This window comes from Pseudomonas izuensis, from assembly GCF_002356535.2.
GTDB classification, from domain to species: Bacteria; Pseudomonadota; Gammaproteobacteria; order Pseudomonadales; family Pseudomonadaceae; genus Aquipseudomonas; species Aquipseudomonas izuensis.
Genome location: NZ_AP017423.2, coordinates 3,792,732 through 3,817,787, shown reverse-complemented (window position 1 = coordinate 3,817,787; position 25,056 = coordinate 3,792,732). Strand labels below are relative to the sequence as shown.

Below are 25,056 nucleotides of genomic sequence, written 5' to 3'. Positions count from 1 at the left end.
ACGCCCGGATGACGGGGCGGGAACTTCAAGGTGCTCGCCAGGTCGATTGGAGCCCCGAGCACTGTGTTCTGTTTTTCGGCAGTGCTGTGCGAGATCAGTCGAGTCCGTCCCTGATGCCAACCAAACGTTTTTTACCGGGTTTGATCCTGGTGTGCTGTGCCGTTGCGCCGTTTTGTTCGGTTGCTGCCGAGCGAACCGCTGCTGCTCAAAGCAACAGTGCATCAACCACGCTGATCGAAACCGCCTCGCGACAGTATGAAAATGGCCAGTTGGACCAAGCCGCTGCCACGCTGGAGCGGGCCCTGCATATCCAGCCGAACAATCCCGCGACGCTGCATTACCTCGGTGTGTTGCGTCTTCAACAGGGGCAGTACCAGCAGGCTGAAACCCTGGCGGCGCGCTCGAACATGCGGGTTGGTCGCAACGTTGCGTTACGCAACCGCAACTTCCAATTGATTCAGGCGGCGCAGCAGGCCCAATCCACGGGTACCCCACCCAGCGCCAAAGAGGATCTGGTCGCCGTACGCCAGGGGGTGGAAATGGAGACCCAAAGGCGCAACGAAGCAGAAATGGACGTGGCAGAACAAACCACTGCGGACAACGGGCGCGACGTTGGCAACTTCACTCACGTAAAGGCAGACCGGCTATCGGACTCACCGACCATTGGCAGGCTTCCCACAGGAAACTTGCGAATGGCTTCCGACGAGCCAGAGCCTGCATACGATGAGGTCAGGATTCCCCGCGGCCATTTACCGCCTCCGGGTCGATGCCGAATCTGGTTTCCTGACCGCCCGCCGGGGCATCAACCCGCACCCGGCAAATGCAAGAAACTGCGACATCGGGTTCCGGCAGGGGCCTACCTCGTGCACGGGTGAACGACGCTCGACAAAAAGCGCCTATTCCTGGCGCAAATCTGATGGATCGCATTGAGTGCCGCGATAACTGAGTGTGACCATCGCTTGTCTGTATTTCCCCGCGCGGGTTCCCCACCGTGCACGGCACAAAATAGCATTCACCATTTATGATCCATAAGATCATTAATCATCATTTTACATGATTATAAGGCTGGCCTACCTTGGCTCTGCCAGCCGCATCCACATCCCGGCTGGCACTCTCCCGAAAACAAAAAGAGATGGCTCTTATCCACCAGCAGGGGACACCCGCCATGAGCAACCAGCCAGCAGAGATCGCACACTACATTCACGGCCGCGTGACGCCGGGCATTTCCGACCGTGGGCAGAACGTTACCAACCCGGCCACCGGTGCGGTCACCGCCAAGGTGGCCCTGGCCAATGCCTCTGAAGTCGACGCGGCGGTGCAAGCGGCAGCGGCCGCCTTCCCGGCCTGGTCGGCGACGCCGCCACTGCGCCGTGCGCGCATCCTGTTCAAGTTCCTGGCGTTGCTCAACGAGCATCGCGACACGCTGGCGCAGATGATCACCCGCGAGCACGGCAAGGTGTTCACCGACGCCCAGGGTGAAGTGACCCGCGGTATCGAGGTGGTGGAGTTCGCCTGCGGCATCCCGCAGTTGCTCAAGGGCGACTACACCGAGCAGGTCTCGACCAACATCGACAACTGGACCCTGCGCCAGGCCCTGGGGGTCGTGGCCGGCATCACGCCGTTCAACTTCCCGGTGATGGTGCCGATGTGGATGTTCCCGGTGGCGATCGCCTGCGGTAATACCTTCGTACTCAAGCCCAGTCCGATCGATCCTTCGCCCTCGCTGTTGATCGCCGAACTGTTCAAGGAAGCCGGATTGCCGGACGGTGTGTTCAACGTGGTGCAGGGCGACAAAGAAGCGGTAGATGCGCTGCTCGATCATCCGCAAGTCCAGGCCGTGAGCTTTGTCGGCTCGACGCCAATTGCCAATTACATCTACGAGACCGGGGCCCGCCACGGCAAACGCGTGCAGGCCTTGGGCGGGGCGAAGAACCACATGGTGGTGATGCCCGACGCCGACATCGATCAGGTGGTCGATGCACTGATCGGCGCAGCTTTTGGTTCTGCCGGCGAGCGTTGCATGGCGATTTCGGTGGCGGTGTTCGTCGGTGATGTCGCCGACAAGGTCATGCCGAAACTGGTGGAGCGTACCCGTACGCTGAAAATCCTCGAGGGCATGAACCTGACCGCCGAAATGGGGCCGATCGTTTCGCAAGTGGCGCACCAGCGCATCACCGGCTACATCGAGCAAGGCATCGCCGAAGGTGCCGAGCTGCTGGTCGACGGACGCGGCTTTGACGGTTCAGAGGCCGGTGCCAACTGTGCCGGGGGTTTCTGGCTCGGTGGCACGGTGTTCGATCACGTCACCCCGGAAATGAAGATCTATAAAGAGGAAATCTTCGGTCCGGTGCTGGCGTGCATGCGGGTGAAGGATTTTGCCGAGGCAGTCGAGCTGGTCAACGCCCACGAGTTCGGCAACGGCACCGCGTGCTACACCCGTGACGGTCACATCGCCCGTGAGTTCGCCAGCCGCATCCAGGTGGGCATGGTCGGCATCAACGTGCCGATTCCGGTGCCCATGGCGTGGCACGGTTTCGGTGGCTGGAAGCGCTCGCTGTTCGGTGACATGCACGCGTATGGCGAAGAAGGCGTGCGCTTCTATACCAAGCAGAAGTCGATCATGCAGCGCTGGCCGAACAGCATTGCCAAGGGCGCTGAATTTGCCATGCCGACGTCCAAGTAATCACTGAGTTTTTCGGGTGGGAGGGCGTGTTGGCGCGGGCTGGCACGTTGTCCGTTTTCCCGGGGGGGGCGACTCCATGCTCCTCATTTTTTCGCATCACATTCAGGTGTTCTCATGTCCAACCCTTTGTTGTCCCTTTTAGACATTGAACTGCCCATCATCCAGGCGCCCATGGTGGGCGTCTCCACCCCCAGGCTCGCGGCCGCGGTGTCCAACGCCGGCGGGCTCGGCTCCATCGGCATCGGGGCGAGCAACGTCGAACAGGCGCGGGCCATGTTGCGTGAGACCGCGACGCTGACGGACAAGCCGTTCAATGTGAACCTGTTCTGCCACGCGCCTGCGGTGCAAGACAGTATGCGTGAAGCGCAGTGGCTGAGTTTCCTCGCGCCGTTTTTCGCCGAGTTCGACGCCACTGCGCCGACCTCGCTGCGTGAGATCTACACCTCGTTCGTCGAGGACGTCGGCATGCTGCACATGCTGCTGGAAGAAAAGCCCGCGGTGGTCAGCTTCCATTTCGGCTTGCCAGCGCAACCGGCCATCGATGCACTCAAGGACGCCGGTATCGTCCTGCTGTGTTCCGTGACCAACCTGGCCGAAGCGCAGCAGGCGGAACAGGCTGGCGTGCATGCGCTGGTGGCGCAGGGGTACGAAGCCGGGGGACATCGCGGGGTGTTCGATCCGCAGCAGGACAGCGAGATGGGCACCCTTGGCCTGGTGCGTGTGCTGACCGAAGCGTCCCGACTGCCGGTGATCGCGGCGGGCGGCATCATGGATGGCGCCGGCATCAAGGCCGTCATGCAGCTGGGCGCCAGCGCCGCGCAGTTGGGTACGGCATTCATTCTGTGTCCCGAATCCTCCGCCAATGCGGTTTATCGGGAAGCCCTGAAAGGCCCGCGTGCTCATCAAACCAGGGTCACCAGCGTCATCTCCGGCCGACCTGCCCGGGGCATGGTCAACCGCAACTTTACCAGCCTTGAGGCCAATGCCCCGGCGCTGCCGGACTATCCCATCGCCTACGACGCCAACAAGGCGCTCAATGCCGCCGCAGCGGCCAGGGCCAACAGCGACTTCGCCGTGCAGTGGGCCGGGCAGGGCGCGCCACTGGTACGGTCCATGCCGGCGGCGGCATTGGTGAATGTGCTGGCCGCCGAAATGAAGGCCTGACACCTCGCAGGGGGGTACGCCGAGCGAAACCGCCTTGCACGCTAAGGGCGACCAATCAGGCCCTTGTATCTGAACGTATCTCCCTCGCCGACAGCGACTTGCGCATACAAAAACAGTCCCTGCGCGACACGAACGCGATACATGACGACCGCGTAATGGCGTAGCCCCACAACGGCATCCCGCGCTTTTTACCCGGCGCTCATTGGAGAACTGCGATGTCCCGAAAAAACCAGACCAACGCCACCCGCCTGCTTGGCGTCGCCTTCGTCACGGCCGCGTTGACCGCTTTCGCCGGCCTGTCCCAGGCCCAGGAAACCCAACCATCCGCCGATGCTGGCCAAGCCCCTGCCAAGAGCTGGCAGACAGGCATCAAGCGCACCGACCTGGTCCATCGCGACCTTGATGTAGAAGGGCGCGAAGTCATTCAGGTGCGCGTCGATTTCGATCCGGGCGTGGTGTCGCCCAAACATGCCCATCCTGGTGTTGAAGTGGCTTACGTAATCGAAGGGACGTTCGAGTACGAACTCGAAGGGCAGCCGAACGTTGTACTCAATGCCGGCGAATCCCTGTACATCCCGGCAGGCACCGCGCATGTCGCGAAGAATATCGGCAAGGGCAAGGCCTCGGAACTGGCGACCTACGTCGTCAAGAAAGACACGCCGCTGCTTATCCTCAAGCAGTAGCAGGCCGCCGTCCCGCCCAGTTCGACTGCGAACCTGTGGGAGCGAGCCTGCTCGCGAAAAACGCCCGGACAACACGGTCAGTCAGGCAGGGCGCGTTATCGTTGACGTCCATCGCGAGCAAGCATCGCTCCTACAATGAACGCGGCGCCGATCAGGCCTAACGCCACGGCAAATGTTATGCGCATGCCGTGGGCAACAGCTTGCGGGGGCGCGGTAACGACCGTCGCCGAAGCCAACGCAAACACCGCCCCCAACACCGAAGCCCCGGTGATCAGCCCCAGATTGCGCGACAGGTTGAGCAATCCGGACACCACCCCCCGTTGTTCCGGCTGGACATCGGCCATCACCGCCGTGTTGTTGGCCGTCTGGAACACCGCATAACCCAGGGTGATCACGACCATGGGCGCAAGGTAGCCGCCGATACCCAAGGTGCTCGGCAACACCGACAACAGCAGGCAGCCGAGCGCGATGGCGACCAGCCCGGCGAGGGTCATGCGCCGGGCACCGAAGCGGTCGGCAATGCGCCCCGCAGGCACCCCGGTCAGTGCGGCGACCAAGGGCCCGACCGACAGCACCAGCCCGACCTCGACGGCACTCAAGCCAAGGGCCTGCGCCAGATAGAACGGCCCGACCACCAGCGTGCCCATCATCACCGTGGTCACCAACAGGCTCATGAGCAGGCTGCCACTGAGCGGCCGATCGCGAAACATCGCCAAGCGAATCAACGGCGCGGCGACACGCTTCTCCACCCACACAAACGCCCCGACACCCACGCAAGCCAACAGCAGCAGAGCGATATTCAGCGCGCCAAAATGGCCACGTCCGAGGGTCATGGCCAGCGCATAGGCGGCGAGCGTCAGGGCCAGCAGCAGGGTGCCCAGTGGATCGAACGCGGCCCGAGCGGTCTTTGCCCGGTGCTGATCGGCAGGCAAATAGCGATGGGCGAGCACAAGGGTCAACAAGCCCAGGGGCACCGTGATCAGGAAGATCGCCCGCCAACCCGACCCGGCGATCAGCACACCGCCGAGCGACGGTCCCATCGCCGTACCGATGGCCGACATTGTGCCCAGCAAACCCATGGCGCTGCCGGTCTTGTCCTTGGCCACCGTCTCGCCCACAAACGCCAGGGTCAGCGCCATCATGATCGCCGCGCCGAGACCTTGCAGCGCCCGCGCGCCGATCAACAGTTCCAGGCTCGGCGCCAGGCCGCACAAGGCCGAAGCCAGGCTGAACAAAGCGATCCCGGTCAACAGCAGGCGCCGCCGACCCATGAGGTCACCGAGGCGACCGACGCTGACGATCAGGGTGGTGATGGCCAGCAGGTAGGCGAGGACGATCCACTGCACCTGTTGAAAGGACGCATTGAAGACCTGGGCCAGTGTCGGCAGGCCGACATTGGCGATGCTGGTGCCCAGGGATGACAACAACATCGACAGCGACAGGCTGGCCAGCGCCCACCTGACAGACAATGTCCGTTCCCTGCTTTCTGTGACAGCTGCTGTGGAATCCATGGGGGTCCTCTTTTCTGGCCACTCCCGATTGGAGCTACCGCAAATCTACGCCCGCGCCTAACATGGCGGAAGGCGCATCGGTTGCACTTGATACGTGCGTCTGACGCCATCTCACTGAGCCACGGTGCCCTTCATGTCGACGCCCGATTTCAACTTGCTGCTCACACTGGATGTCCTGCTGACCGAGGGCAGCGTGGCGCGGGCCGCCAAGCGCTTGGGCCTGAGTCCGTCGGCCATGAGCCGGGCGCTGGCGCGCTTGCGTGAAACCACGGGCGATCCACTGCTGGTCAGGGCCGGGCGCGGCCTGGTGCCTACGCCGAGGGCACTGGCGTTGCGTGAGCGGGTCAGTCAGCTTGTGCTGGAGGCTGAAACGGTACTGCGCCCGGCCGAGCAGCCTGACCTCCAACAGCTGGTGCGCACTTTTACCCTGCGCACCAGCGAAGGTTTTGTCGAAAACTTCGGTGCCGCGCTGATCGCACGCATTGCCGAAGAAGCGCCGGGTGTGCGCCTGCGTTTCGTGCACAAACCCGACAAGGACAGCACGTCACTGCGTAATGGCACGGTCGATCTGGAAACCGGTGTCGTCGGCCACGCCGCTGGCCCGGAGCTGCGGACCCAGGGTTTGTTTCGGGATCGTTTCATCGGCGTGGTGCGTGCCGGGCATGCGCTGGGGAAGGATGAGATCACGCCTGAACGTTATGCAGCGGGCAGCCACATCAGTGTGTCCCGCCGCGGGCTGGACAAGGGACCGATCGATGAAGCCCTGGCGCCCCTTGGTCTCGTGCGACAGATCGTGACCATTGTCGCCGGCTTCTCCACTGCACTGGCGCTCGCCCGCGCCAGCGACCTGATCGCCAGCGTGCCGGAACGCCACACTGCCAACCTGCGCGCGGGCATGCACAGCTTTGCGCTGCCGCTGTCCCTGGCGGAGTTTACCGTGGCCATGCTGTGGCATCCGCGGCTGGATGCCGACCCGGTGCATCGCTGGTTGCGCGGCTGTCTCAGGGAAGTTTGCGCATAAGGACGCACCCATAAACAAGTTGCATGATCTATCGAGTGCCATGAACTTGATATTGAAATAATGGCTGATAAGCTGATGATAATAGTGATGGGTATTACTGTTTGGTTTGGTAATAAAAGACTGTTATTTTGATATAAAAATAATTTGAACTTATAGTGTGTTGCATTGTATTTGCGGCCGTTGGTCGTAAATGAAAAGAGCCGAGTGCAACTGGTTTCGAATTGCAGGTACTGCCAAATGGCGCAACGCTATCAATGATGTCAATTTGATTGGCAATCAATTATGGGTGAGGTTATTAGTTGGATAGTTCTTTTAATTGATTGAAAAATAAATAATTTCAAATTTGTCTCGTTTTTACTTTCGATCAAATTGCCCCGCGCTAAGATGTACAAAAATTCATTGAATTGTCTGAAGAGTTTTCGGCGGTCGGACTGTCAAAAAATAACTTCACAATTAAGCATGCGCTTCTCTGATGCGGTGCTAGTGTTGGTATCTCCTGTCAATCGCACTTCTCGGTCTCCTGTAGAGGGCGTATGTCATGCCGATTTCAAATCCGCGAATCGCGATACTCGGTAATAGAGTTCCCAGCCTGAATCTTCCCGAGATTGCACACTTTGCCGATTTTGCCAGCCTGTTGGCTGTCGCCGCATTTGATGTACTGCTGCTGGATATGCCCGGCACCCATGCGGGAAAATTCCTGCGCAAGTTGCGCTCCATCCGCCCCTATCGTTACACCCTCATCTTCTGCTGCCGCGATCAGGATGCCTGGTGCGAAGCCCTGGGGGATGGCGCGTGCCCGGTCGACTCCAACGAAATCAAAACCAATTGGCGGAGCTGGCTGGAACGCTTCCGCCTGTTCAATAAAGAGGCCGCCCCGGAGCGCTTCGAAAGTCGGGTGCTGTCCTGGCTTTGGCTGCGCGACGATGCGCGCATCTATGCCCTGCGCGACCCGGAAGTGCCCCAGCATTATCGCTATCCGTTACTGGACGCGCTGGCGGACAACGAGCAAGTCAACTCGTTTGTCTGGTTGAGTCTGATGGCGCAACAGGACTGGCTGGAAGAGGGCGTTCTGGTCGACCGGGTTCGCCTCTGTGCGGACTGCGGCTCGGGCCGGCTCAATTACATCGATGTGTGCGCCGAATGCCAGGCCCTGGACATTTCCCGGCAACCTTCATTGCATTGTTTCACCTGCGGTCACGTCGGCCCCCAGGAATCCTTCCTCAAGGACGGGGTGTTGTTGTGCCCCAATTGCCTGAACCGTTTGCGCCACATCGGCAGCGATTACGACCGCCCGATGGAGAACTATCGCTGTCGGTCGTGCCAGGCGTTCTTTGTCGATGCCGAAGTGCAGGCCCGTTGCCTGGACTGTGGCCTGTCGCACACCCCCGACAAGTTGCGGGTGCGGGAGATCAGGGATTTCCGCCTGACCGAGGCCGGTCGTTTCCGCTGCCGCCAGGAGTTCAGTGATCGTTCGGCCCAGCACTTCGGTCGACTCACGCTGCTGGGCGGCAAGGATTTCTATGACCTGCTGACCTGGCAGATCCAGCTTGTGCGCCGCTACCCCGAGCCCGCCTTTTCGTTGATCGGCCTGCGCTTCGTCAATCTGAGCGGGGCCTTGTCGCGCCTGGGTGAACAACGCGGTCACGCGTTCATCGACAGCGTGACCGATCGGCTGAAGGAAACCGTCCGGGAAACGGACCGCTGCTCGCGAAGCACCGAGGAGTTCTTCTGGATCATGCTGCCCCATACCGATGCCAAGGGCCTGGCCATCGTCAAGCAACGCCTGGGCAAGGTCGCGGAATTGTTTTCCGCACCGGAGATCAGCGACATTTCCCTGCGTGTCATCAGCATCACGGCGCCCGAGGAACTGCTCGATCAGGAAGATGGCGAACTGCTTCTGGCCCGTCTGGCCAGTGAGCTGGGGTGACGCACCATGAGCCCATTGATGGAGCAACTCTACAACCTGATGGTTTCGCTCATGGGCTCGGATGGATTGAGCCGCTTGTTCTACATGCTTTTCCCCTTGTTCCTGATGTTCGAACTGCCGCTGATGATCATGGTGATGCTCGGGGTCTTGCGCTGGTTCACACGGCGACGCAGCCAGGTGCCGAAGATCAGCATTTATCGACCGAGAGTCTCTTGCATCATCACCTGCTACAGCGAAGGCATGGATGTGCAGACCACCCTGCTGAGCTTGTGCGAGCAGACGTACCAGGGCCACATCGAGATGATTCCCGTGGTGGATGGCGCCACGATGAACCAGGCGACACTCAGCGCCGTGCGCAGTTTCGACGTCAATCCGCAGTTGTACCCCAGGCGCCATTTGCGGCCGATCGCCAAATGGCAGCGTGGCGGAAGGGTGTCGTCATTGAACGCCGGCCTGTCGCTGGCCAGCGGTGAAATCGTGATGGCGCTCGACGGTGATACGTCCTTCGACAACAACATGGTCACCTCCATTGTGCGGCATTTCGAGGACCCTTCGGTGCCGGCGGTGGCCGGCAGCCTGCGCGTACGCAATGCCTGGTCATCCTGGGTCACCGCGATGCAGGCGCTGGAATACCTGTTGTCGATTCACATGTCGAAAATCGGTCTGTCCGAATGGAACCTGGTCAACAACGTCTCGGGAGCCTTTGGCGCGTTCCGGCGCAGCTTCCTGGTGAAAATCGGCGGCTGGAACACCCATACCGCCGAAGACCTGGACCTGACGTTGCGCATCAAAAGCTATTTCAAACGCCACGACCTGCGAATTCCTTTCGAGCCCGAGGCGGTCGGGCACACCGACGCGCCGGCTACGCTCAGGCAGTTCCTGATGCAACGATTGCGTTGGGACGGCGACCTGTATTTTCTCTACATCAGAAAGCACAACCACAACATCAACCCGCGCTTACTGGGCTGGCCGACCTTTGTGATGATCCTGCTCACGGGGTTCTTTTTTCAGTTGGTACTGCCATTCCTCATCTTCAGCTACACCTTGCTCGCCTTGTTCATTCTGCCGGGCAAGACGCTGCTGTTTCTGTTTGTGCTGGTCTATCTGCTTTACCTGATGATCACCGCGCTGTTGTTCTTCGCCATGTTGCTGATGGTCTCCGACCGACCCCGGCAGGACATGACCCTGGGGTTACTGGTGCCGGTCTTTCCGCTGTTCATGCTGATCCTGCGGTGCTGGAGCGCGGTGGCCATGCTCAACGAGATGTTCCGTCGCGGGCATGAAGAAAGCTCGATGGCGCCCTGGTGGGTACTCAAGCGAGCCACGAGGTTTTGATATGCGATCGATACTGTTTGCGCTGGCGCTGTGGTTACCGCCCGCGTTGATGGCGCAGGCGGCGCCGTCGACATGGTCCCAGGCCAGTTACGTGTGGGACAGCGAAACGCTGCTCGATCCCGGGCAGCGGGCAACTGAACTGGCGGCGCTGCGCAAGGCCGGGATGGACAAGATCTACCTGGGCCTCAAGTCGGCTCAGATTCGGGATCTGGGCACCACCCGCCAAGGGTTGGAGCAATTGCTGCGGGACGCGGCCAGAGAGGGGGTTCAAGTGAGCCTGTTGCTGGGCGATCCGCAATGGATCGAACCCGAAGGGCGCCATCAGCTCACCGATCTGCTGGCGAAATTCAAGGGTCTGTCCTTCACCAGCCTGCACCTGGATCTGGAAGTCGAGCAGTTGGGCGTTCCCGTCCCCGATCAACGCTTGAAAAACCTGCTTGAGACCTTGCGCATGGCCGCCGCGCAGAGCCCCTGGCCGGTAGAAATGTCCAGCCACCCTCGCTGGTTCGCCGAGCCGAAACCCGGACAAACCTGTGTGCCCTGTGCGCTGCCCGACACGGGGGTGCGCCAGGTCAGCCTGATGATCTACACCCGCAACCCGAAAAACAGTGCGCGAATGGCCGAGCAGATCGCCAAACGCTGGCCCGCGCTGCAATTTCGCCTGGCACAGAGCACAGAGCCGCAGCTGGACGCCACGGAGTCCTGGGCCGGCGCGACCACCGAACAGTTGCAACACCAGACCAACGCCTGGCGTGAACAACTGCAACCTTTGGGGATTGCCGGCATCGACTGGCAGGCCTGGCGAGACTTTCCAAAACGGTGAGCCGTGATGAAGATTCGTTTCGATAGCCGCAAGGAGTTGAACCCGACTCAAGAACAGGGCTTGAGTGTGCTCTACGCTCCCAGCAAGCGCGCGGCGTTTCGCGTGCGCTGGTATCTGATCCTGTTGCTGGTGGCGAGTCCGTTGATCTGGCTGGGGGGCAAGCTGGTGTACGGCATGCTGATGATCGACGCCCCGGCGCAATTGCGCTTGCCGATTCTGGAGGTGCGCGCCCGGGATGCCGGACGGGTCGAGCAATTGTTCGTCAAGGCCGGTGACCAGGTGCGGGTCAATCAACCCCTGGCCAATCTCGATAACCCCGAATGGCGAGCCCGGCTTGCGCAACTCGCCGCCATCCCGCCGGACACCGCGCGGGCAAGCAATGCCAAACTGGGCGGCCGTGAGCGCCAGTTGCTCCAGACCCGGATTGCCCGTTCGCAGGATCGCATCAGGGTGCTTGAGGATCTGGTGATACGGGGCGCCGTGTCCCGTGGCGAAGTGCTGGCGGCCCAGTCCGAACTCGACAGTTTCAAGGCCGACTTGCTGGCGTTCGAGCGCCGCGAGCAACTGGCCAATCAGCCATTGAGCGAGGAGCGCGACAAGGTTCAACGCAACGCCGAGCAGAAGTGGTTGCAAACGCGCCTCGCGGCGCTGCCGGTCACGGCTGCGCAGAGCGGGCGGGTGGCGGAAGTGTTGGTCAACCCCGGCGAAAACGTCGGCGCCGGCACCTTGCTGATGCGCATCGAACAGATGGAGGAGCCGCTGCTGTGGATCTATCTGGAACCGCTCAATATCAGCCATGCCGGGATCGGCCAGCCGTTGCGCGTGCGTATGCCCGACGGCAAATGGTTGACGGCCCGGGTGGTCCAGTCCGTGGACAGTGCCGGTCGTACGCCGACGGTGTTGCGGGGGCCATTTGCCGCCAGTGAGATGGGTTTGCAGGTCGCCGCCCGGTTCGATCACCCATTGCCGCCGCGCTGGCGCATTGATCAATTGCCGTTGAATGTCCGCTTTCCGACTGATTGGGATCAAATGGTCACCGACAGCCGTGAGTTCATTGAAGAGTTGGGCGACTTCATTGCCATGTATCGACCCGACACCAACGTGCAGGGGAGTAAATAGTCATGACAGAGCGAATTCTGGTGACGGGCGGTGCCGGTTTCATCGGTTCGCACCTGGTCGAAGCACTGCTTGAAAACGGCTACGGCGTGCGGGTGCTGGACGACCTTTCCACAGGAAAACTGTCGAACTTGCCGGTTGATTGCTGCCACTTGTCCCTGGTGGTGGGGGATGTCGCCGACGCGCCGACGGTGACGCGGGCGATGAAAGACTGTAGCGCGGTGGTGCATCTGGCGGCGGTGGCGTCGGTGCAGGCGTCGGTCGACGACCCGGTCGCCACGCACCAGAGCAACTTCGTCGGCACGCTGAACATTTGCGAGGCCATGCGTCAGGCGGGGGTCAAGCGGGTGGTCTATGCCTCCAGCGCGGCGATCTATGGCAACAACGGTGACGGCACCGCCATCACCGAGGACACGCCCAAGAATCCGCTGACGCCCTATGCGGCCGACAAGCTGGCCAGCGAACATTTTCTGGACTTCTATCGCCGCCAGCACAGCCTCGAACCGGTCATCCTGCGATTTTTCAATATTTACGGACCCCGTCAGGACCCGTCATCGCCGTACTCCGGCGTCATCAGTATTTTCAGTGAGCGTGGGCAAAAAGAACTCCCCATTACCGTTTACGGCGATGGGGAGCAAACGCGGGATTTTGTGTACGTCGGTGACCTGGTCAAGATCCTGGTAAAAGCGGTTGCTGAGCCGAAACCGGGCATCGAGGCGGTCAATGTCGGGTTCAACCGATCCACCAGCCTCAATGATCTGGCGACGCTGTTGAGCGAGCTGTTGGGACGGCCGCTGACACTGAACTACAGTGCGGCGCGTCCCGGTGATATCAGGCATTCACGGGCCGATAACCGCCGCCTGCTGGAACGTTTTTCCCCGGCCTCGCCGACCTGTGTTGCCGACGGCCTGGGCCATCTGCTCAGGAGTATTGATTGCGGCGGGCGCTAGCGGCGAACTCGCTCGCCAGCAAATGCTCGGCCAGCACATCGTTGAGGAAACGGAACTGATCGTTGAGCCCGACCACTTCGTTGTTGAAGTGCTGGCCGGCGGATGGAATCAGCATTGCTTCGAATTTTTTGTCGAACACCAGGGTCAACACTTTACGAGACTCGAATGGCTGCGAGTAGTAGTTGTTGCCGAATACCGGGAAGCTCACGGACAGGGTGACTTCGTTGATCATGACGTGCGCTCCTGGGAGAGGACGAACCAGCCAAATACAGTCAACGTGAAGGCCGTCAGGGCCAAGCAGGTCAGGAGATGGATCAGCATGATTCGACCCTCCGCTACAGGTTTCGTGTTGGGTTGAGATTGATCCTACGCTGACGGTCGTCAGGCGGAAGGCATTCGTGGCGATGTTGAATATCGATGCAAGTGATGGTCGGTTTTGTGGGTGATCTCCCGGGCCCCATCGCGGGCAAGCCCGCTCCCACAGTGGTCAGTGGTGGAATACAGAGTTGTGAACACCCTTGATCCCTGTGGGAGCGGGCTTGCCCGCGATGGCGCCCGAAAGACCACCGCAAAACCAAATGGGCAACGGCCCGCACCTATACTCAAATCAGGGCCTTTCAAGCACCGGGCATTCGGTTCGGTGCAGACTTTCAGGAGCCGCGATCTTGAACCTGCGTTCGTTGATCGTCGCTGTATTGCTTGTGTTGGCGGGTTGCGTCACGGCGCCGCGCGCGCCGGTGGAAACGCCGCAGATCATGGTTGCGCCCAGCACCTGGCAGCAGGTGGACCGGGAGATTGTCGAGGCGTCGCAGTCGGCTACCGAGCAGACCAGAATCTACGCCCGCGGCGCCATGGATTACTGGCGCACGCGGGTCTACGAACTGACCGAACAAAACTTCATTCCCTGGTTCAGCAGCTACTGGACCCAGGAATGGCTGTCGATGAAAGTCAGCTGGTACACCATCAGCGCCAAGGGTGAACAGGATGCTTCGGAAAAGCGCCTGGCCGCTTATCTGCTGGAGCAATATCAGGAAAAAGTGCTGGCTCCGGCGGCGCTGGAGGTTGATCCGGATGCGATTCTCACCCTGGCGGCTGCCTTCTATGTGGACATCCTCAAGGAAGAACTGCAAAAAATCTCCCAGCGCCACGGCGTACCCATGGCTCAGCTCAATGGCCGCATCCAGAAAATCCCGGCGATTGCCCTCGGGCCACCACCGGCGCGCAACGCCTCGCTGTACCAGATCGTGTACGCCGAACCGCTGAACAACCTGCCGGCCTACGCCGCGCTGATCGACAAAATCCACAAGGCCGGGGGCGAAAAGGGCGTCGGTTCAACCGACATCGCCATGGCGCCGGTGGCCAGGCGCGCCAGCCGACGAATGGAAGCTGAAATGGCCCCACGAGGGGCGGCCAGTGCCGTGGCGGCGGCCGCCGGGAAACTCGCGGGCGGCTTGATTACCGTCGGGGTCGCGGGGGTTCGTGCCTTGATTCAATCCGCCGACCGGCCGGACAGCGAAGCGCTGATTCGCAGCAGCCTGGGCAACACGTTCGACAAGGCCTGGACCAAGCTGGTGCAGAACCCGACCACCGGTGTCATGGCCGGGACCCTGTACATGGCAGGGCAGATCGAAGGCAGCCTGGCTGCCAGCGCGCAACCGCCGGTCGGCCTGCCCGTCGATCATGTCGAATCGCAGCCGAGCCAATCGACTAATCAGCAGATCAACCCATGAACGTATTTACCTGTGAGCTCAAGGAGAACACCCATGTCTTACGTCAATGCTTTTGCCGCTGCGGTGCCCACCGCCAATCGTGAAAAATTCAAGAAGCACGCCGAAATCGCTGCCGGGATTTTCAAGGAGAACGGGGCTCTGAGCGTGGTCGAGTGCTGGGGCAATGATGTGCCTGACGGCAAGGTGACGTCGTTCCCGATGGCCGTGAAACTCAAGGCAGACGAAACTGTGGTATTCGGCTGGCTCATCTGGCCGGACAAGGCCACCAGCGATGCGGCGATGGAAAAAATGATGGCCGACCCGAGAATGCAGCCGGACGCCAATCCGATGCCGTTCGATGGACAACGCATGATCTTCGGCGGTTTTGAAACGATCGTGAAGGCGTGAACCACCACCGCAGGATCACTCGGATGAAGGGGTGATCCTGCAACTCTTGCGGTTACGAATCTCGCTGTCCGTGGGCCGTTCCCTGACGAACTCGAAGCGCGGCTCACCTTCGTTGTAGTGAACCAGCCAGCCCCATTCCAGCTCGAACTCGTCCTGACCGGGTTTCGGTGGCACGGCCCACCATGGCTCTTTGCTGATGATTTCTCGCATGGCCCCCTCCAGTTTTAGCGTTTGCATGAACTATAACTTGGATGTCAGGAGGTGCCACGCATGAGCGACGAATCCCGTGAGCCATTCAAACGGCTGTTTTTTGCCCTGGACTGTGCGCCGGCGCAACGCAAGGCCATCGCCCAATGGCGTAGTGCGCTGCAACTGAGGAGCGGGCGGCCAGTACCGGCGGAGAACTTTCACCTGACCCTGAAATTCCTCGGATCGGTCGGTACGGCGCAGATTGCCGATATCTGTAAGGCGGCCGCGTCCATCCGTACCTCGGGCGAGCGATTGACCGTGGTGCTGGACCGGCTCGATGTATGGCGCAGGGCAGGGGTGCTGGTCCTGGCGCCGGAGCAGGCGCCGCCGGCATTGTTGCGGCTGGTGTATGACCTGGAACAGGCCGTGCTGCCGTTTGCGCCGCAAGATGCGCCACGGGAGTTTCGCCCGCACCTGACCCTGGCGCGTGACTTTCGCGCACCGGTGCCCGAGTCCGCCACGCCACCGGAGTTTTTCCTGCGCGCCGACCGTTTCGCCCTGTTCGAATCCCACAAGGGCCGCTACCTGGCGCTGGCCTCGTGGCTGCTGGGTAACGCGTAAACGAAAAAAAGGCGCCCAAGGGCGCCAAACTTCACCTTAACCGAGGAGCCAGGTGAGCGACGCAGCGGTGGTAAGGCGCTGCGTGAACGGAAAAAGTTAAGCCTGATTTCTATGTTGAATGTTCCGGCCTCTTCGCGAGCAGGCTCGCTCCCACAGGGGAATGCATTTCATTGTCGGAGCGAGCCTGCTCGCGAAAGCGGTGTCAGATTCAACAGCCGTGCTGAGTGAACTATTTGCCGAGTTTTACCTTGGTCCAACCCCGGGTCATCACCCGCTGCACACCGATCGGCATATCAGGAATGGCATACAAGGTCGCCATGGTTTCCTGCGACGGGTACGAGCCCGGATCGTTGCGAATCGCTTCATCCACCAAGGGCGTTGCCGCCGCGTTGGCGTTGCTGTAGCCGATGCTGTTGGTGATTTCGGCAATGATGTCCGGGCGCATCAGGAAGTTCATGAACAGGTAGGCGTTCTCGACGTTGGCCGCATCCCGCGGGATGGCCACCATGTCGTAGAAACTGCCGGCGCCTTCTTTGGGGATGCTGTAGTCGATCTTCACCTTGTCGCCGGCTTCCTGGGCCCGGGCCTTGGCTTGCAGCACGTCGCCGGAATAACCGACGGCCACGCAGATATTGCCGTTGGCCAGGTCAGAGATGTACTTCGAGGAATGGAAGTACGCCACCGACGGGCGAATCTTCATGAACAACGCTTCGGCTTCGCTGATGTGCTGCTTGTCCTGATCGTTCACCGGGTAGCCCAGGTAGTGCAGGGCGGCCGGGAGCATTTCAGTTGGCGAATCGAGGAAACTGATACCGCAGGCTTTCAGTTTTTCCGCGTTTTCCGGCTTGAACAGCAAGTCCCAGGAGTTGGTCGGGGCGTTGGCGCCGAGCACTTCCTTGACCTTGTCCGGGTTGAAACCAATGCCGATCGAGCCCCACATGTACGGGAACGCATGGGCGTTATCCGGATCACTGGCGGAGGCGTTCTTCAACAGCACCGTGTTGAGGTTTTTCCAGTTCGGCAGTTTGGATTTGTCCAGTTCCCGATAGACGCCGGCCTTGACCTGCTTGGCCAGGAAACTGTTGGACGGCACGACGATGTCGTAGCCTGATTTGCCCGCCAGCAGGCGAGCTTCAAGGGTTTCGTTACTGTCGAACACATCGTAGGTCACCTGGATCCCGGTCTCGTCTTCGAATTTCTTGACGGTGTCCGGGGCAATGTAATCCGACCAGTTGTAGACGCGCAGAACCTTGTCATTGGCCTGGGCGCCGGTGGCAATCGCGCCCAATAAGGACAGTGTCAGCAGAGTCCTGCCAAACATTTTCATCGGTACAACTCCATTTCTTTTTTATTCAAATCACACTTCGTGTAGGAGCGAGCCTGCTCGCGAAAAACTCAAGGACGACGCGTTCATTCAGGTAGCCAACGTTATCGTTTACGTCCATCGCGAGCATGCTCGCTCCTACAGGGGGTGGTGCTAGGCCGTCGCTTCTACCATTTGCTTCTTAGGTTGCTGCCACGATTCGCTGGCGGTCTGGTCCATGGCTTCCTGAATCGCCCGTTTGCGGCTGGCTTCGGCGCGGCGGCTGAAGTACCAGACCATGAAGGTCACGATCGACACCGCCAGCAGAATCAGGCTGGCCACGGCGTTGATCTCCGGCTTCACGCCCAGGCGCACCGCCGAGAACACTTCCATCGGCAGGGTCGTGGAACCCGGGCCGGAAACGAAGCTCGCCAGTACCAGGTCATCCAGGGACAGGGCAAAGGACATCATGCCGCCGGCCGCCAGTGACGGCGCGATCATCGGGATGGTGATCAGGAAAAACACCTTGAACGGCTTGGCCCCGAGGTCCATGGCCGCTTCTTCGATGGACAGATCCAGCTCGCGAAGGCGGGCGGAGACTACCACCGCCACGTAGGCGGCACAAAACGTGGTGTGAGCGATCCAGATCGTCACGATGCCGCGTTCCATCGGCCAGCCGATCAATTGCGCCATGGCCACGAACAGCAGCAACAGCGACAGACCGGTGATCACTTCCGGCATCACCAGCGGCGCGGTCACCAGGCCACCGAACAGCGTGCGACCCTTGAAGCGCGTCACCCGAGTCAGGACGAACGCGGCCAGTGTTCCCAGTGCGACGGCGGCAACCGCCGTATAGCAGGCGATTTCCAGCGAGCGCACCACCGAGCCCATCAGTTGCGAGTTGTCGAGCAGGCCGGCGTACCACTTGAACGACCAGCCACCCCACACCGTCACCAGCTTCGAGGCGTTGAACGAGTAGATCACCAGAATCAGCATCGGCAGGTAGATGAACGACAAGCCGAGCCACAGCATCATTTTCGAGAAACCGAAACGTTTCATCCCCGTGCCTCCATTTCTTTGGCCTGGCTGCGGTTGAACAGCAGAATCGGCACAATCAGGATCAACAGCATGACCACCGCCAGGGCGGACGCCACCGGCCAGTCGCGGTTATTGAAGAACTCTTGCCACAGCACGCGACCGATCATCAGCGTCTCCGGGCCGCCCAGCAGTTCCGGAATCACGAACTCGCCCACCACCGGAATGAACACCAGCATGCAACCGGCGATGATGCCGTTCTTGGCCAGCGGCACGGTGATCTTCCAGAAGCTGTTGAAGGTGCTCGAACCCAGGTCCGATGCGGCTTCCAGCAGGCTCTGATCGTGCTTCACCAGGTTGGCGTACAGCGGCAGGATCATGAACGGCAGATACGCATACACCACGCCGATATAGACGGCAGTGTTGGTGTTGAGGATCTCGATCGGGTGATCGATCAGCCCGGTCCACAGCAGGAAGGCGTTGAGCAAACCGTTGTTGCTGAGGATGCCCATCCACGCATAGACGCGGATCAGGATCGCCGTCCAGGTCGGCATCATGATCAGCAGCATCAAGACGTTTTGCGCTTCCTTGCTCGCCTTGGTGATGGCGTAGGCCATCGGAAAACCGATCACCAGGCACATCAGCGTACTGAACAGCGCGACCTTCAACGAACCGAGGTACGCCGAGATGTAAAGCTCATCTTCGCCCAGCAACGTGTAGTTGCCGATGTTGAGCAGCAGATTGAATTTCTGCTCGGCGTAGGTGTAGATCTCCGAGTAGGGCGGAATGGCCAGGGCTGCTTCCGAAAAGCTGATCTTCATCACCAGGAAGAACGGCAACATGAAGAACAGGCACAGCCACAGGAACGGAATGCCGATGACGATCTTGCGACCGCTGGGCACCAGGCGCAGGAATTGCTGATTGAAGGTTTTCATGCGCGCAGTACCACGCCGCTGTCGTCTTCCCACCACACGTAGACCTGATCGTCCCAGGTCGGACGTGCCCCACGGCGTTCGGCGTTGGCCATGAACGACTGCACGACTTTGCCGCCAGGCAGTTCGACGTAGAACACCGAGTGACCGCCGAGGTAGGCGATGTCATGCACCTTGCCGCTGGACCAGTTGTAGCGGGTGTCGGGCTTGGTGGTGCTGACCAGCAGTTTTTCCGGGCGGATCGCGTAGGTGATCGACTTGTCCTGCACCGAGGTGCTGACGCCGTGACCGACGTAGATCTTCTGCTCCAGGTCCGGGCTGTGAATGATCGCGTGACCTTCCAGGTCTTCCACCACCTGGCCGTCGAAGGCGTTCACGTTGCCGATGAATTCGCAGACCATGCGGCTGACCGGTGCTTCGTAGATATCGACCGGGCTGCCGATCTGGGCGATCCAGCCCAGGTGCATGATCGCGATGCGCTGGGCCATGGTCATGGCCTCTTCCTGGTCGTGGGTCACCATCACGCAGGTCACGCCGACGCGCTCGATGATCTCCACCAGTTCCAGCTGCATTTGCGAACGCAGCTTTTTATCCAGTGCACCCATGGGTTCGTCGAGCAACAGCAACTTCGGCCGCTTGGCCAGGGAGCGGGCCAGGGCCACGCGCTGACGCTGGCCGCCGGACAACTGATGGGGTTTGCGCTTGGCGTACTGGGTCATGTGCACCAGACGCAGCATCTCGTCCACGCGGGCGTCGATTTCAGCGGCGGGCAAACGGTCCTGCTTGAGGCCGAAGGCGATGTTCTGCGCCACGGTCATGTGCGGGAACAGGGCATAGGACTGGAACATCATGTTGATCGGCCGCTCGTAGGGCGGCATGTCGGTGATGTCCACGCCGTCGAGCAGAATCCGCCCTTCGGTCGGGCGCTCGAAGCCGGCGAGCATGCGCAGCAGCGTCGATTTGCCGGAACCGGAACCACCGAGCAGGGCAAAGATTTCGCCCTGATGAATCTCCAGGGACACATCGTCCACGGCGGTGGTCTCGTCGAATTTCTTGGTGACGCGATCGACTTTCACCAACACCTTTTTCGGTGCCTGGTGACCTTCAAGGGCCTTCCTGTAAATGCTGGAGGCGTTTGCCATGTGAAACTCCCAACAGGTTTCAGTCGCCAGGCCAACGCGGCCCGACTTAATAGTTGTTTGCAAACCCGGCTCTGGCTCTTGTGGGAGCAAAGCTTGCTCGCGATGGCGGTGCATCAGGCGACATCAATGTTGGTTGATCCGTCGCCATCGCGAGCAAGCTTTGCTCCTACAGGGTTACCGTTTCAGCCGGGTTTATCCGGTGCCGCCTTCCTGGCTGCGGTACTTGTTTTTATTGCAGTGTGTTGTTGTCGCGGGCGACGGGCGCGCAAAGGCACGCCCGCATGACCCGCGGGGGCAGTAAATTGATGTTCAGTGCTTTACGTCAGCGCGCGTTCCGCAGCGCCGCCCGTTGCCGGCACGCTTCGCCGAACGCCTGGAAAATGCTCAAGTAAGGCGGATTGTCCAGGACCTGCCATTCCGGGTGCCATTGCACGCCGAGGGCGAAGGCCTTGCTGTTCTCCACCGAGACTGCCTCGATCAAACCATCGGGAGCCACGGCTTCGGCGCGCAGACCGGGGGCCAATCGGTCGATGCCCTGGCTGTGAATCGAATTGACCTGGAACACCGCAGGCAGATCCAGGGCTTCGAACACACCGCCCGGTTGCACCTTGACCGCATGGGCCGGTGCGTATTGCACGGCCAGGTCGGGGTGGTTGGCTTCGCGATGATCGAGGAAGCCGGGAAGTTCATGGACTTTCTGATGCAGGCTGCCACCGAACGCCACGTTCATCTCCTGAAAGCCACGGCAGATGCCGAGTACCGGCACGCCGGCGGCGATGGCCGCGCGGATCAGGGGAAGGGTGGTGCGATCCCGCTGGGGATCGTGTTCCGTGCCGGGAGCGCTGTCGGGGCCTTGATAGTGGAAGGGTTCCACATTCGATGGCGAGCCGGTCAGCAACAGACCGTCGAGCTGCGGCAGCAGATCCTCGATTTCGGTCAGTTCAGCCAGGGAAGGAATGACGACGGGCAACCCCAGCGCGGCAACGCTGACAGCACGCAAGTACTTGTCGCCGCTGACATGGTAGGGGTGCAGGCCAATCTGTTTGACGCACGCAGTAACGCCGATCAATGGCTTGAATGCCATTTTTATCACCTCGAAGTTTCACACTTGAACGAGCTTTTCCGGAGCTTAGCCTTGTTGATTTTAATTAACAACTCTCATGTAAAAAATTCTAAACGCCGCACGTCCGATCTTCAGGGTTTACGCGTGTTTGGCGGCCAATCTGGCACTCTCGTACTCCTGAGAGGCCCGAAAATAAACGCTGAAAGGCTGAGTGTTCGCTATTGACTTCACTTTGCCTTTCGGATTGACTGGCTACGTGAAAGGGCGGTGAACATAATAATTAACAGCTTAATAGGTGCCTCATGTCGGTCCCCTCGCGTGCCGTTCAACTCAACGAAGCAAACGCATTCCTTAAGAAACATCCTGAGGTTTTGTACGTCGACCTTCTGATTGCGGATATGAACGGCGTGGTGCGCGGCAAGCGCATCGAACGCACCAGTCTCCACAAGGTTTACGAGAAAGGCATTAACCTGCCGGCGTCTCTGTTTGCTCTGGACATCAATGGTTCCACGGTGGAAAGCACCGGCCTGGGTCTGGACATCGGTGACTCCGACCGGATCTGCTACCCGATCCCCGGCACCCTGAGCATCGAGCCGTGGCAGAAGCGCCCGACTGCACAGTTGCTGATGACCATGCACGAGCTGGAAGGCGAGCCGTTCTTCGCCGACCCGCGTGAAGTGCTGGCCAATATCGTGCGCAAGTTCGACGACCTGGGCCTGACCATCTGCGCCGCGTTCGAACTGGAGTTCTACCTGATCGACCAGGACAACGTGAACGGACGTCCACAATCGCCACGTTCGCCGGTATCGGGCAAGCGTCCGATGTCGACCCAGGTGTACCTGATCGACGACCTCGACGAATACGTCGACTGCCTGCAGGACATTCTGGAAGGTGCGAAGGAGCAGGGCATCCCGGCTGACGCCATCGTCAAGGAAAGCGCCCCGGCGCAGTTCGAAGTCAACCTGCACCACGTGGCCGACCCTATAAAGGCCTGCGATTACGCGGTCCTGCTCAAGCGTCTGGTGAAGAACATCGCCTACGACCACGAGATGGACACCACCTTCATGGCCAAGCCGTATCCGGGCCAGGCGGGCAACGGTCTGCACGTGCACATTTCGATTCTCGACAAGGAAGGCAACAACATCTTTGCCAGCGAGGATCCCGAGCAGAACGCCGCGCTGCGACACGCGATCGGCGGTGTGCTCGAGACCCTGCCGGCGCAGATGGCGTTCCTTTGCCCGAACGTCAACTCGTACCGTCGTTTCGGCGCGCAGTTCTACGTACCGAACTCGCCGAGCTGGGGCATCGACAACCGCACTGTGGCGGTGCGTGTACCGACCGGTTCGCCGGACGCCGTGCGCATCGAACACCGTGTAGCCGGTGCCGACGCCAACCCGTACCTGCTGCTGGCATCGGTGCTGGCGGGTGTGCACCACGGCCTGACCAACGAGATCGAACCGGGTTCGCCGGTGGAAGGCAACAGCTACGAGCAAAACGAGCAAAGCCTGCCGAACAACCTGCGTGATGCACTGCGTGAGCTGGACGACAGCGAAGTCATGGCCAGATACATCGACCCGATGTACATCGACGTGTTCGTGGCGTGCAAGGAAAGCGAACTGGCCGAGTTCGAAAACTCCATCTCGGACCTTGAGTACAACTGGTACTTGCATACCGTCTAAGACGAACAACACCGATCAACTGTGGGAGCGAGCCTGCTCGCGAAGATGGCGGCACATTCAACATGGATGTCGCCTGACACTCCGCCTTCGCGAGCAGGCTCGCTCCCACAGTGCCAGACACAAAAACCTGTAGGAGCAAAGCTTGCTCGCGATGGCGGCGGATCAATCAACATTGATGTTGCCTGGCACACCGCTATCGCGAGCAAGCTTTGCTCCCACAGGTCTTGCGATCACTTATTCCCCTGCGTCGAGTCACAACCATGACAATCACTCGCAGCGACTGGGAGCAACGCTTCCAGTCCCTCAACATCGAAAGCCGTGCCTTCATCGACGGTCAATATTGCGCGGCCGCCAGTGGCGCCACGTTCGAATGCGTAAGCCCGGTAGACGGCCGCTTCCTGGCCAACGTCGCCAGCACTGACGAAGCCGATGCCAACGCCGCTGTTGCCGTTGCGCGTCGTACCTTCGAGTCCGGCGTCTGGGCCAACCTGGCTCCGGTGGAACGCAAGCGTATCCTGATCCGCTTCGCCGATCTGATCCTGGAAAACCGGGAAGAGCTGGCGCTGCTGGAAACCCTGGACATGGGCAAGCCCATCAGCGACTCGATGAACGTCGATGTCCCGGCGACCGCCAACGCGATCCGCTGGACTGCCGAAGCCATCGACAAAATCTACGATGAAGTCGCCGCCACGCCCCACGATCAGCTTGGCCTGGTGACGCGCGAACCGGCCGGCGTGGTCGCGGCCATCGTGCCGTGGAACTTCCCGCTGATCATGGCCAGCTGGAAATTCGCCCCGGCGCTGGCAGCGGGTAACTCGTTCATCCTCAAGCCTTCGGAAAAATCGCCGCTGACCGCGATCCGCATCGCGCAGCTTGCGCTGGAAGCGGGCATTCCCAAAGGCGTGTTTAACGTCCTGCCAGGCTACGGTCACACCGTCGGCAAGGCCTTGGCGCTGCACATGGACGTCGATGTGCTGGCCTTCACCGGCTCCACCGCGATTGCCAAGCAACTGATGATTTACGCCGGGCAAAGCAACATGAAGCGCGTCTGGCTGGAAGCGGGCGGCAAGAGCCCGCACGTGGTGTTCGCCGACGCACCGGACCTGCGCGTGGCCGCCCAGGCAGCGGCCAGCGGCATTGCCTTCAATCAGGGCGAAGTCTGCACCGCCGGCTCGCGCCTGCTGGTGGAACGTTCGATCCGCGACCAATTCATCCCGCTGCTGGTGGAAGCCCTGCAGGCATGGAAACCGGGGCACGCGCTGGATCCTGCAACAACGGTTGGCGCGGTCGTCGATCAGCGTCAACTGGATAACGTGTTGCGCTACATCGACATCGGTCGCGAGCAGGGCGCCGAGCTGATCGCCGGCGGCCAACGCACCCTCGAGGACACCGGCGGCCTGTACGTGGAACCGGCGATTTTTGACGGCGTGACCAACGCCATGACCATTGCCCGTGAAGAAATCTTCGGCCCGGTGCTGTCGCTGATCACCTTCGACACGGCTGAAGAAGCCCTGGCAATCGCCAACGACAGCATCTTCGGCCTGGCGGCAGGCGTGTGGACCAGCAATCTGAGCAAGGCCCACACCTTCGCCCGTGGCTTGCGCGCCGGCAGCGTCTGGGTCAACCAGTACGACGGCGGCGACATGACCGCGCCGTTCGGTGGCTACAAGCAATCGGGTAACGGTCGGGACAAATCGCTGCACGCGTTCGACAAGTACACCGAGCTCAAGGCGACCTGGATCAAGCTCTAACAACAATAAAA

General features: G+C 60.6%; 23 protein-coding genes. 15 read left to right on the top strand and 8 right to left on the bottom strand.

Translation table 11 applies throughout. From position 1 onward, the window contains the following. The first annotated feature begins 113 nt into the window (after positions 1-113). From LAB08_RS16855 to LAB08_RS16840, 4 genes are all read left to right on the top strand, one after another. The gene (locus tag LAB08_RS16855) at positions 114-875 is read left to right on the top strand and encodes a tetratricopeptide repeat protein (protein ID WP_096515349.1); all 762 of its coding nucleotides are present in this window, start codon (positions 114-116) and stop codon (positions 873-875) included. A 290-nt stretch (positions 876-1,165) separates the two neighbouring features. Beyond that, a complete protein-coding gene (locus LAB08_RS16850; protein ID WP_096510682.1) occupies positions 1,166-2,683 on the top strand; it encodes a CoA-acylating methylmalonate-semialdehyde dehydrogenase in 1,518 nt (505 codons plus the stop codon). Between the two features lie 114 nt (positions 2,684-2,797). Beyond that, positions 2,798-3,847 carry an NAD(P)H-dependent flavin oxidoreductase gene (locus LAB08_RS16845; RefSeq protein WP_096510684.1) on the top strand — a complete coding sequence of 350 codons (1,050 nt, stop codon included), beginning with the start codon at positions 2,798-2,800 and terminating at the stop codon, positions 3,845-3,847. Between the two features lie 215 nt (positions 3,848-4,062). Next, entirely contained in the window at positions 4,063-4,530 is a 468-nt protein-coding gene (locus tag LAB08_RS16840; RefSeq protein WP_096510686.1) for a cupin domain-containing protein, read from the top strand. Between the two features lie 95 nt (positions 4,531-4,625). Here the strand turns inward: LAB08_RS16840 and LAB08_RS16835 are convergent, their stop codons facing one another. Beyond that, on the bottom strand, positions 4,626-6,041 hold the full coding sequence (locus LAB08_RS16835; RefSeq protein WP_096510688.1) for an MFS transporter: 1,416 nt from the start codon (positions 6,039-6,041) through the stop codon (positions 4,626-4,628). A 133-nt stretch (positions 6,042-6,174) separates the two neighbouring features. On the opposite strand from LAB08_RS16835, the gene LAB08_RS16830 reads away from it, so the two are divergent. The 6 genes from LAB08_RS16830 to LAB08_RS16805 all read left to right on the top strand — a co-directional run bounded on the left by LAB08_RS16830 (position 6,175) and on the right by LAB08_RS16805 (position 13,213). After that, on the top strand, positions 6,175-7,062 hold the full coding sequence (locus LAB08_RS16830; protein ID WP_096510690.1) for a LysR family transcriptional regulator: 888 nt from the start codon (positions 6,175-6,177) through the stop codon (positions 7,060-7,062). A 538-nt stretch (positions 7,063-7,600) separates the two neighbouring features. Next, positions 7,601-8,989, top strand: coding sequence for a TackOD1 domain-containing metal-binding protein (locus tag LAB08_RS16825; RefSeq protein WP_096510692.1), 1,389 nt, complete (start codon positions 7,601-7,603; stop codon positions 8,987-8,989). Between the two features lie 6 nt (positions 8,990-8,995). Next, the gene (locus LAB08_RS16820; protein ID WP_096510694.1) at positions 8,996-10,324 is read left to right on the top strand and encodes a glycosyltransferase family 2 protein; all 1,329 of its coding nucleotides are present in this window, start codon (positions 8,996-8,998) and stop codon (positions 10,322-10,324) included. A gap of 1 nt (position 10,325) precedes the next feature. Continuing rightward, positions 10,326-11,147: a hypothetical protein gene (locus LAB08_RS16815; protein ID WP_096510696.1), complete on the top strand. Its 822-nt coding sequence runs from the start codon at positions 10,326-10,328 to the stop codon at positions 11,145-11,147. A gap of 6 nt (positions 11,148-11,153) precedes the next feature. Next, on the top strand, positions 11,154-12,266 hold the full coding sequence (locus LAB08_RS16810) for an HlyD family secretion protein (RefSeq protein WP_096510698.1): 1,113 nt from the start codon (positions 11,154-11,156) through the stop codon (positions 12,264-12,266). A gap of 2 nt (positions 12,267-12,268) precedes the next feature. Next, positions 12,269-13,213 (top strand): NAD-dependent epimerase/dehydratase family protein, encoded by a 945-nt coding sequence (locus tag LAB08_RS16805; protein ID WP_096510700.1) that lies wholly within the window; start codon positions 12,269-12,271, stop codon positions 13,211-13,213. Here LAB08_RS16805 and LAB08_RS16800 read toward each other — a convergent pair. Continuing rightward, positions 13,185-13,445, bottom strand: a complete 261-nt coding sequence (locus LAB08_RS16800; RefSeq protein WP_096510702.1) for a hypothetical protein — start codon at positions 13,443-13,445, stop codon at positions 13,185-13,187. The two genes, LAB08_RS16805 and LAB08_RS16800, sit on opposite strands and share 29 nt — an antisense overlap. 433 nt (positions 13,446-13,878) lie before the next feature. Between LAB08_RS16800 and LAB08_RS16795 the strand changes: the two genes are divergently transcribed. Together LAB08_RS16795 and LAB08_RS16790 are read left to right on the top strand one after the other, a co-directional pair. After that, positions 13,879-14,943: a hypothetical protein gene (locus LAB08_RS16795; RefSeq protein ID WP_096510704.1), complete on the top strand. Its 1,065-nt coding sequence runs from the start codon at positions 13,879-13,881 to the stop codon at positions 14,941-14,943. A gap of 33 nt (positions 14,944-14,976) precedes the next feature. Next, positions 14,977-15,330 (top strand): DUF1428 domain-containing protein, encoded by a 354-nt coding sequence (locus LAB08_RS16790; protein WP_096510706.1) that lies wholly within the window; start codon positions 14,977-14,979, stop codon positions 15,328-15,330. Positions 15,331-15,345: 15 nt separating this feature from the next. On the opposite strand, the gene LAB08_RS16785 is transcribed toward LAB08_RS16790, so the two are convergent. Then, on the bottom strand, positions 15,346-15,540 hold the full coding sequence (locus LAB08_RS16785) for a hypothetical protein (protein WP_096510708.1): 195 nt from the start codon (positions 15,538-15,540) through the stop codon (positions 15,346-15,348). 60 nt (positions 15,541-15,600) lie between these two features. On the opposite strand from LAB08_RS16785, the gene thpR reads away from it, so the two are divergent. Next, positions 15,601-16,140 carry an RNA 2',3'-cyclic phosphodiesterase gene (gene thpR / locus LAB08_RS16780; protein ID WP_096510710.1) on the top strand — a complete coding sequence of 180 codons (540 nt, stop codon included), beginning with the start codon at positions 15,601-15,603 and terminating at the stop codon, positions 16,138-16,140. Between the two features lie 229 nt (positions 16,141-16,369). Here the strand turns inward: thpR and LAB08_RS16775 are convergent, their stop codons facing one another. The 5 genes from LAB08_RS16775 to LAB08_RS16755 form a co-directional block, all read right to left on the bottom strand. After that, positions 16,370-17,467: a polyamine ABC transporter substrate-binding protein gene (locus tag LAB08_RS16775; protein WP_096510711.1), complete on the bottom strand. Its 1,098-nt coding sequence runs from the start codon at positions 17,465-17,467 to the stop codon at positions 16,370-16,372. Between the two features lie 150 nt (positions 17,468-17,617). Continuing rightward, positions 17,618-18,502: an ABC transporter permease subunit gene (locus tag LAB08_RS16770; protein WP_096510713.1), complete on the bottom strand. Its 885-nt coding sequence runs from the start codon at positions 18,500-18,502 to the stop codon at positions 17,618-17,620. Next, positions 18,499-19,380 (bottom strand): ABC transporter permease subunit, encoded by an 882-nt coding sequence (locus tag LAB08_RS16765; protein ID WP_172901670.1) that lies wholly within the window; start codon positions 19,378-19,380, stop codon positions 18,499-18,501. Before LAB08_RS16765 ends, LAB08_RS16770 begins: the two co-directional genes overlap by 4 nt. A 29-nt stretch (positions 19,381-19,409) precedes the next feature. After that, entirely contained in the window at positions 19,410-20,552 is a 1,143-nt protein-coding gene (gene potA, locus LAB08_RS16760) for a polyamine ABC transporter ATP-binding protein (RefSeq protein WP_096510717.1), read from the bottom strand. 322 nt (positions 20,553-20,874) lie between these two features. Next, on the bottom strand, positions 20,875-21,636 hold the full coding sequence (locus LAB08_RS16755) for a gamma-glutamyl-gamma-aminobutyrate hydrolase family protein (RefSeq protein WP_096510719.1): 762 nt from the start codon (positions 21,634-21,636) through the stop codon (positions 20,875-20,877). 281 nt (positions 21,637-21,917) lie between these two features. On the opposite strand from LAB08_RS16755, the gene LAB08_RS16750 reads away from it, so the two are divergent. Next, on the top strand, positions 21,918-23,294 hold the full coding sequence (locus LAB08_RS16750) for a glutamine synthetase family protein (RefSeq protein WP_096510721.1): 1,377 nt from the start codon (positions 21,918-21,920) through the stop codon (positions 23,292-23,294). 260 nt (positions 23,295-23,554) lie between these two features. Then, positions 23,555-25,045, top strand: a complete 1,491-nt coding sequence (locus LAB08_RS16745) for an aldehyde dehydrogenase (protein WP_096510723.1) — start codon at positions 23,555-23,557, stop codon at positions 25,043-25,045. Positions 25,046-25,056 lie beyond the last annotated feature (11 nt).

Coding starts and splice junctions, on each gene's coding strand:
- LAB08_RS16835 (WP_096510688.1), bottom strand. CDS start 6,041: ATGGATTCCACAGCAGCTGTCACAGAAAGCAGGGAACGGACATTGTCT.
- LAB08_RS16820 (WP_096510694.1), top strand. CDS start 8,996: ATGAGCCCATTGATGGAGCAACTCTACAACCTGATGGTTTCGCTCATG.
- LAB08_RS16845 (WP_096510684.1), top strand. CDS start 2,798: ATGTCCAACCCTTTGTTGTCCCTTTTAGACATTGAACTGCCCATCATC.
- thpR (WP_096510710.1), top strand. CDS start 15,601: ATGAGCGACGAATCCCGTGAGCCATTCAAACGGCTGTTTTTTGCCCTG.
- LAB08_RS16785 (WP_096510708.1), bottom strand. CDS start 15,540: ATGCGAGAAATCATCAGCAAAGAGCCATGGTGGGCCGTGCCACCGAAA.
- potA (WP_096510717.1), bottom strand. CDS start 20,552: ATGGCAAACGCCTCCAGCATTTACAGGAAGGCCCTTGAAGGTCACCAG.
- LAB08_RS16850 (WP_096510682.1), top strand. CDS start 1,166: ATGAGCAACCAGCCAGCAGAGATCGCACACTACATTCACGGCCGCGTG.
- LAB08_RS16800 (WP_096510702.1), bottom strand. CDS start 13,445: ATGATCAACGAAGTCACCCTGTCCGTGAGCTTCCCGGTATTCGGCAAC.
- LAB08_RS16815 (WP_096510696.1), top strand. CDS start 10,326: ATGCGATCGATACTGTTTGCGCTGGCGCTGTGGTTACCGCCCGCGTTG.
- LAB08_RS16750 (WP_096510721.1), top strand. CDS start 21,918: ATGTCGGTCCCCTCGCGTGCCGTTCAACTCAACGAAGCAAACGCATTC.
- LAB08_RS16830 (WP_096510690.1), top strand. CDS start 6,175: ATGTCGACGCCCGATTTCAACTTGCTGCTCACACTGGATGTCCTGCTG.
- LAB08_RS16745 (WP_096510723.1), top strand. CDS start 23,555: ATGACAATCACTCGCAGCGACTGGGAGCAACGCTTCCAGTCCCTCAAC.
- LAB08_RS16755 (WP_096510719.1), bottom strand. CDS start 21,636: ATGGCATTCAAGCCATTGATCGGCGTTACTGCGTGCGTCAAACAGATT.
- LAB08_RS16810 (WP_096510698.1), top strand. CDS start 11,154: ATGAAGATTCGTTTCGATAGCCGCAAGGAGTTGAACCCGACTCAAGAA.
- LAB08_RS16825 (WP_096510692.1), top strand. CDS start 7,601: ATGCCGATTTCAAATCCGCGAATCGCGATACTCGGTAATAGAGTTCCC.
- LAB08_RS16805 (WP_096510700.1), top strand. CDS start 12,269: ATGACAGAGCGAATTCTGGTGACGGGCGGTGCCGGTTTCATCGGTTCG.
- LAB08_RS16840 (WP_096510686.1), top strand. CDS start 4,063: ATGTCCCGAAAAAACCAGACCAACGCCACCCGCCTGCTTGGCGTCGCC.
- LAB08_RS16775 (WP_096510711.1), bottom strand. CDS start 17,467: ATGAAAATGTTTGGCAGGACTCTGCTGACACTGTCCTTATTGGGCGCG.
- LAB08_RS16790 (WP_096510706.1), top strand. CDS start 14,977: ATGTCTTACGTCAATGCTTTTGCCGCTGCGGTGCCCACCGCCAATCGT.
- LAB08_RS16770 (WP_096510713.1), bottom strand. CDS start 18,502: ATGAAACGTTTCGGTTTCTCGAAAATGATGCTGTGGCTCGGCTTGTCG.
- LAB08_RS16855 (WP_096515349.1), top strand. CDS start 114: ATGCCAACCAAACGTTTTTTACCGGGTTTGATCCTGGTGTGCTGTGCC.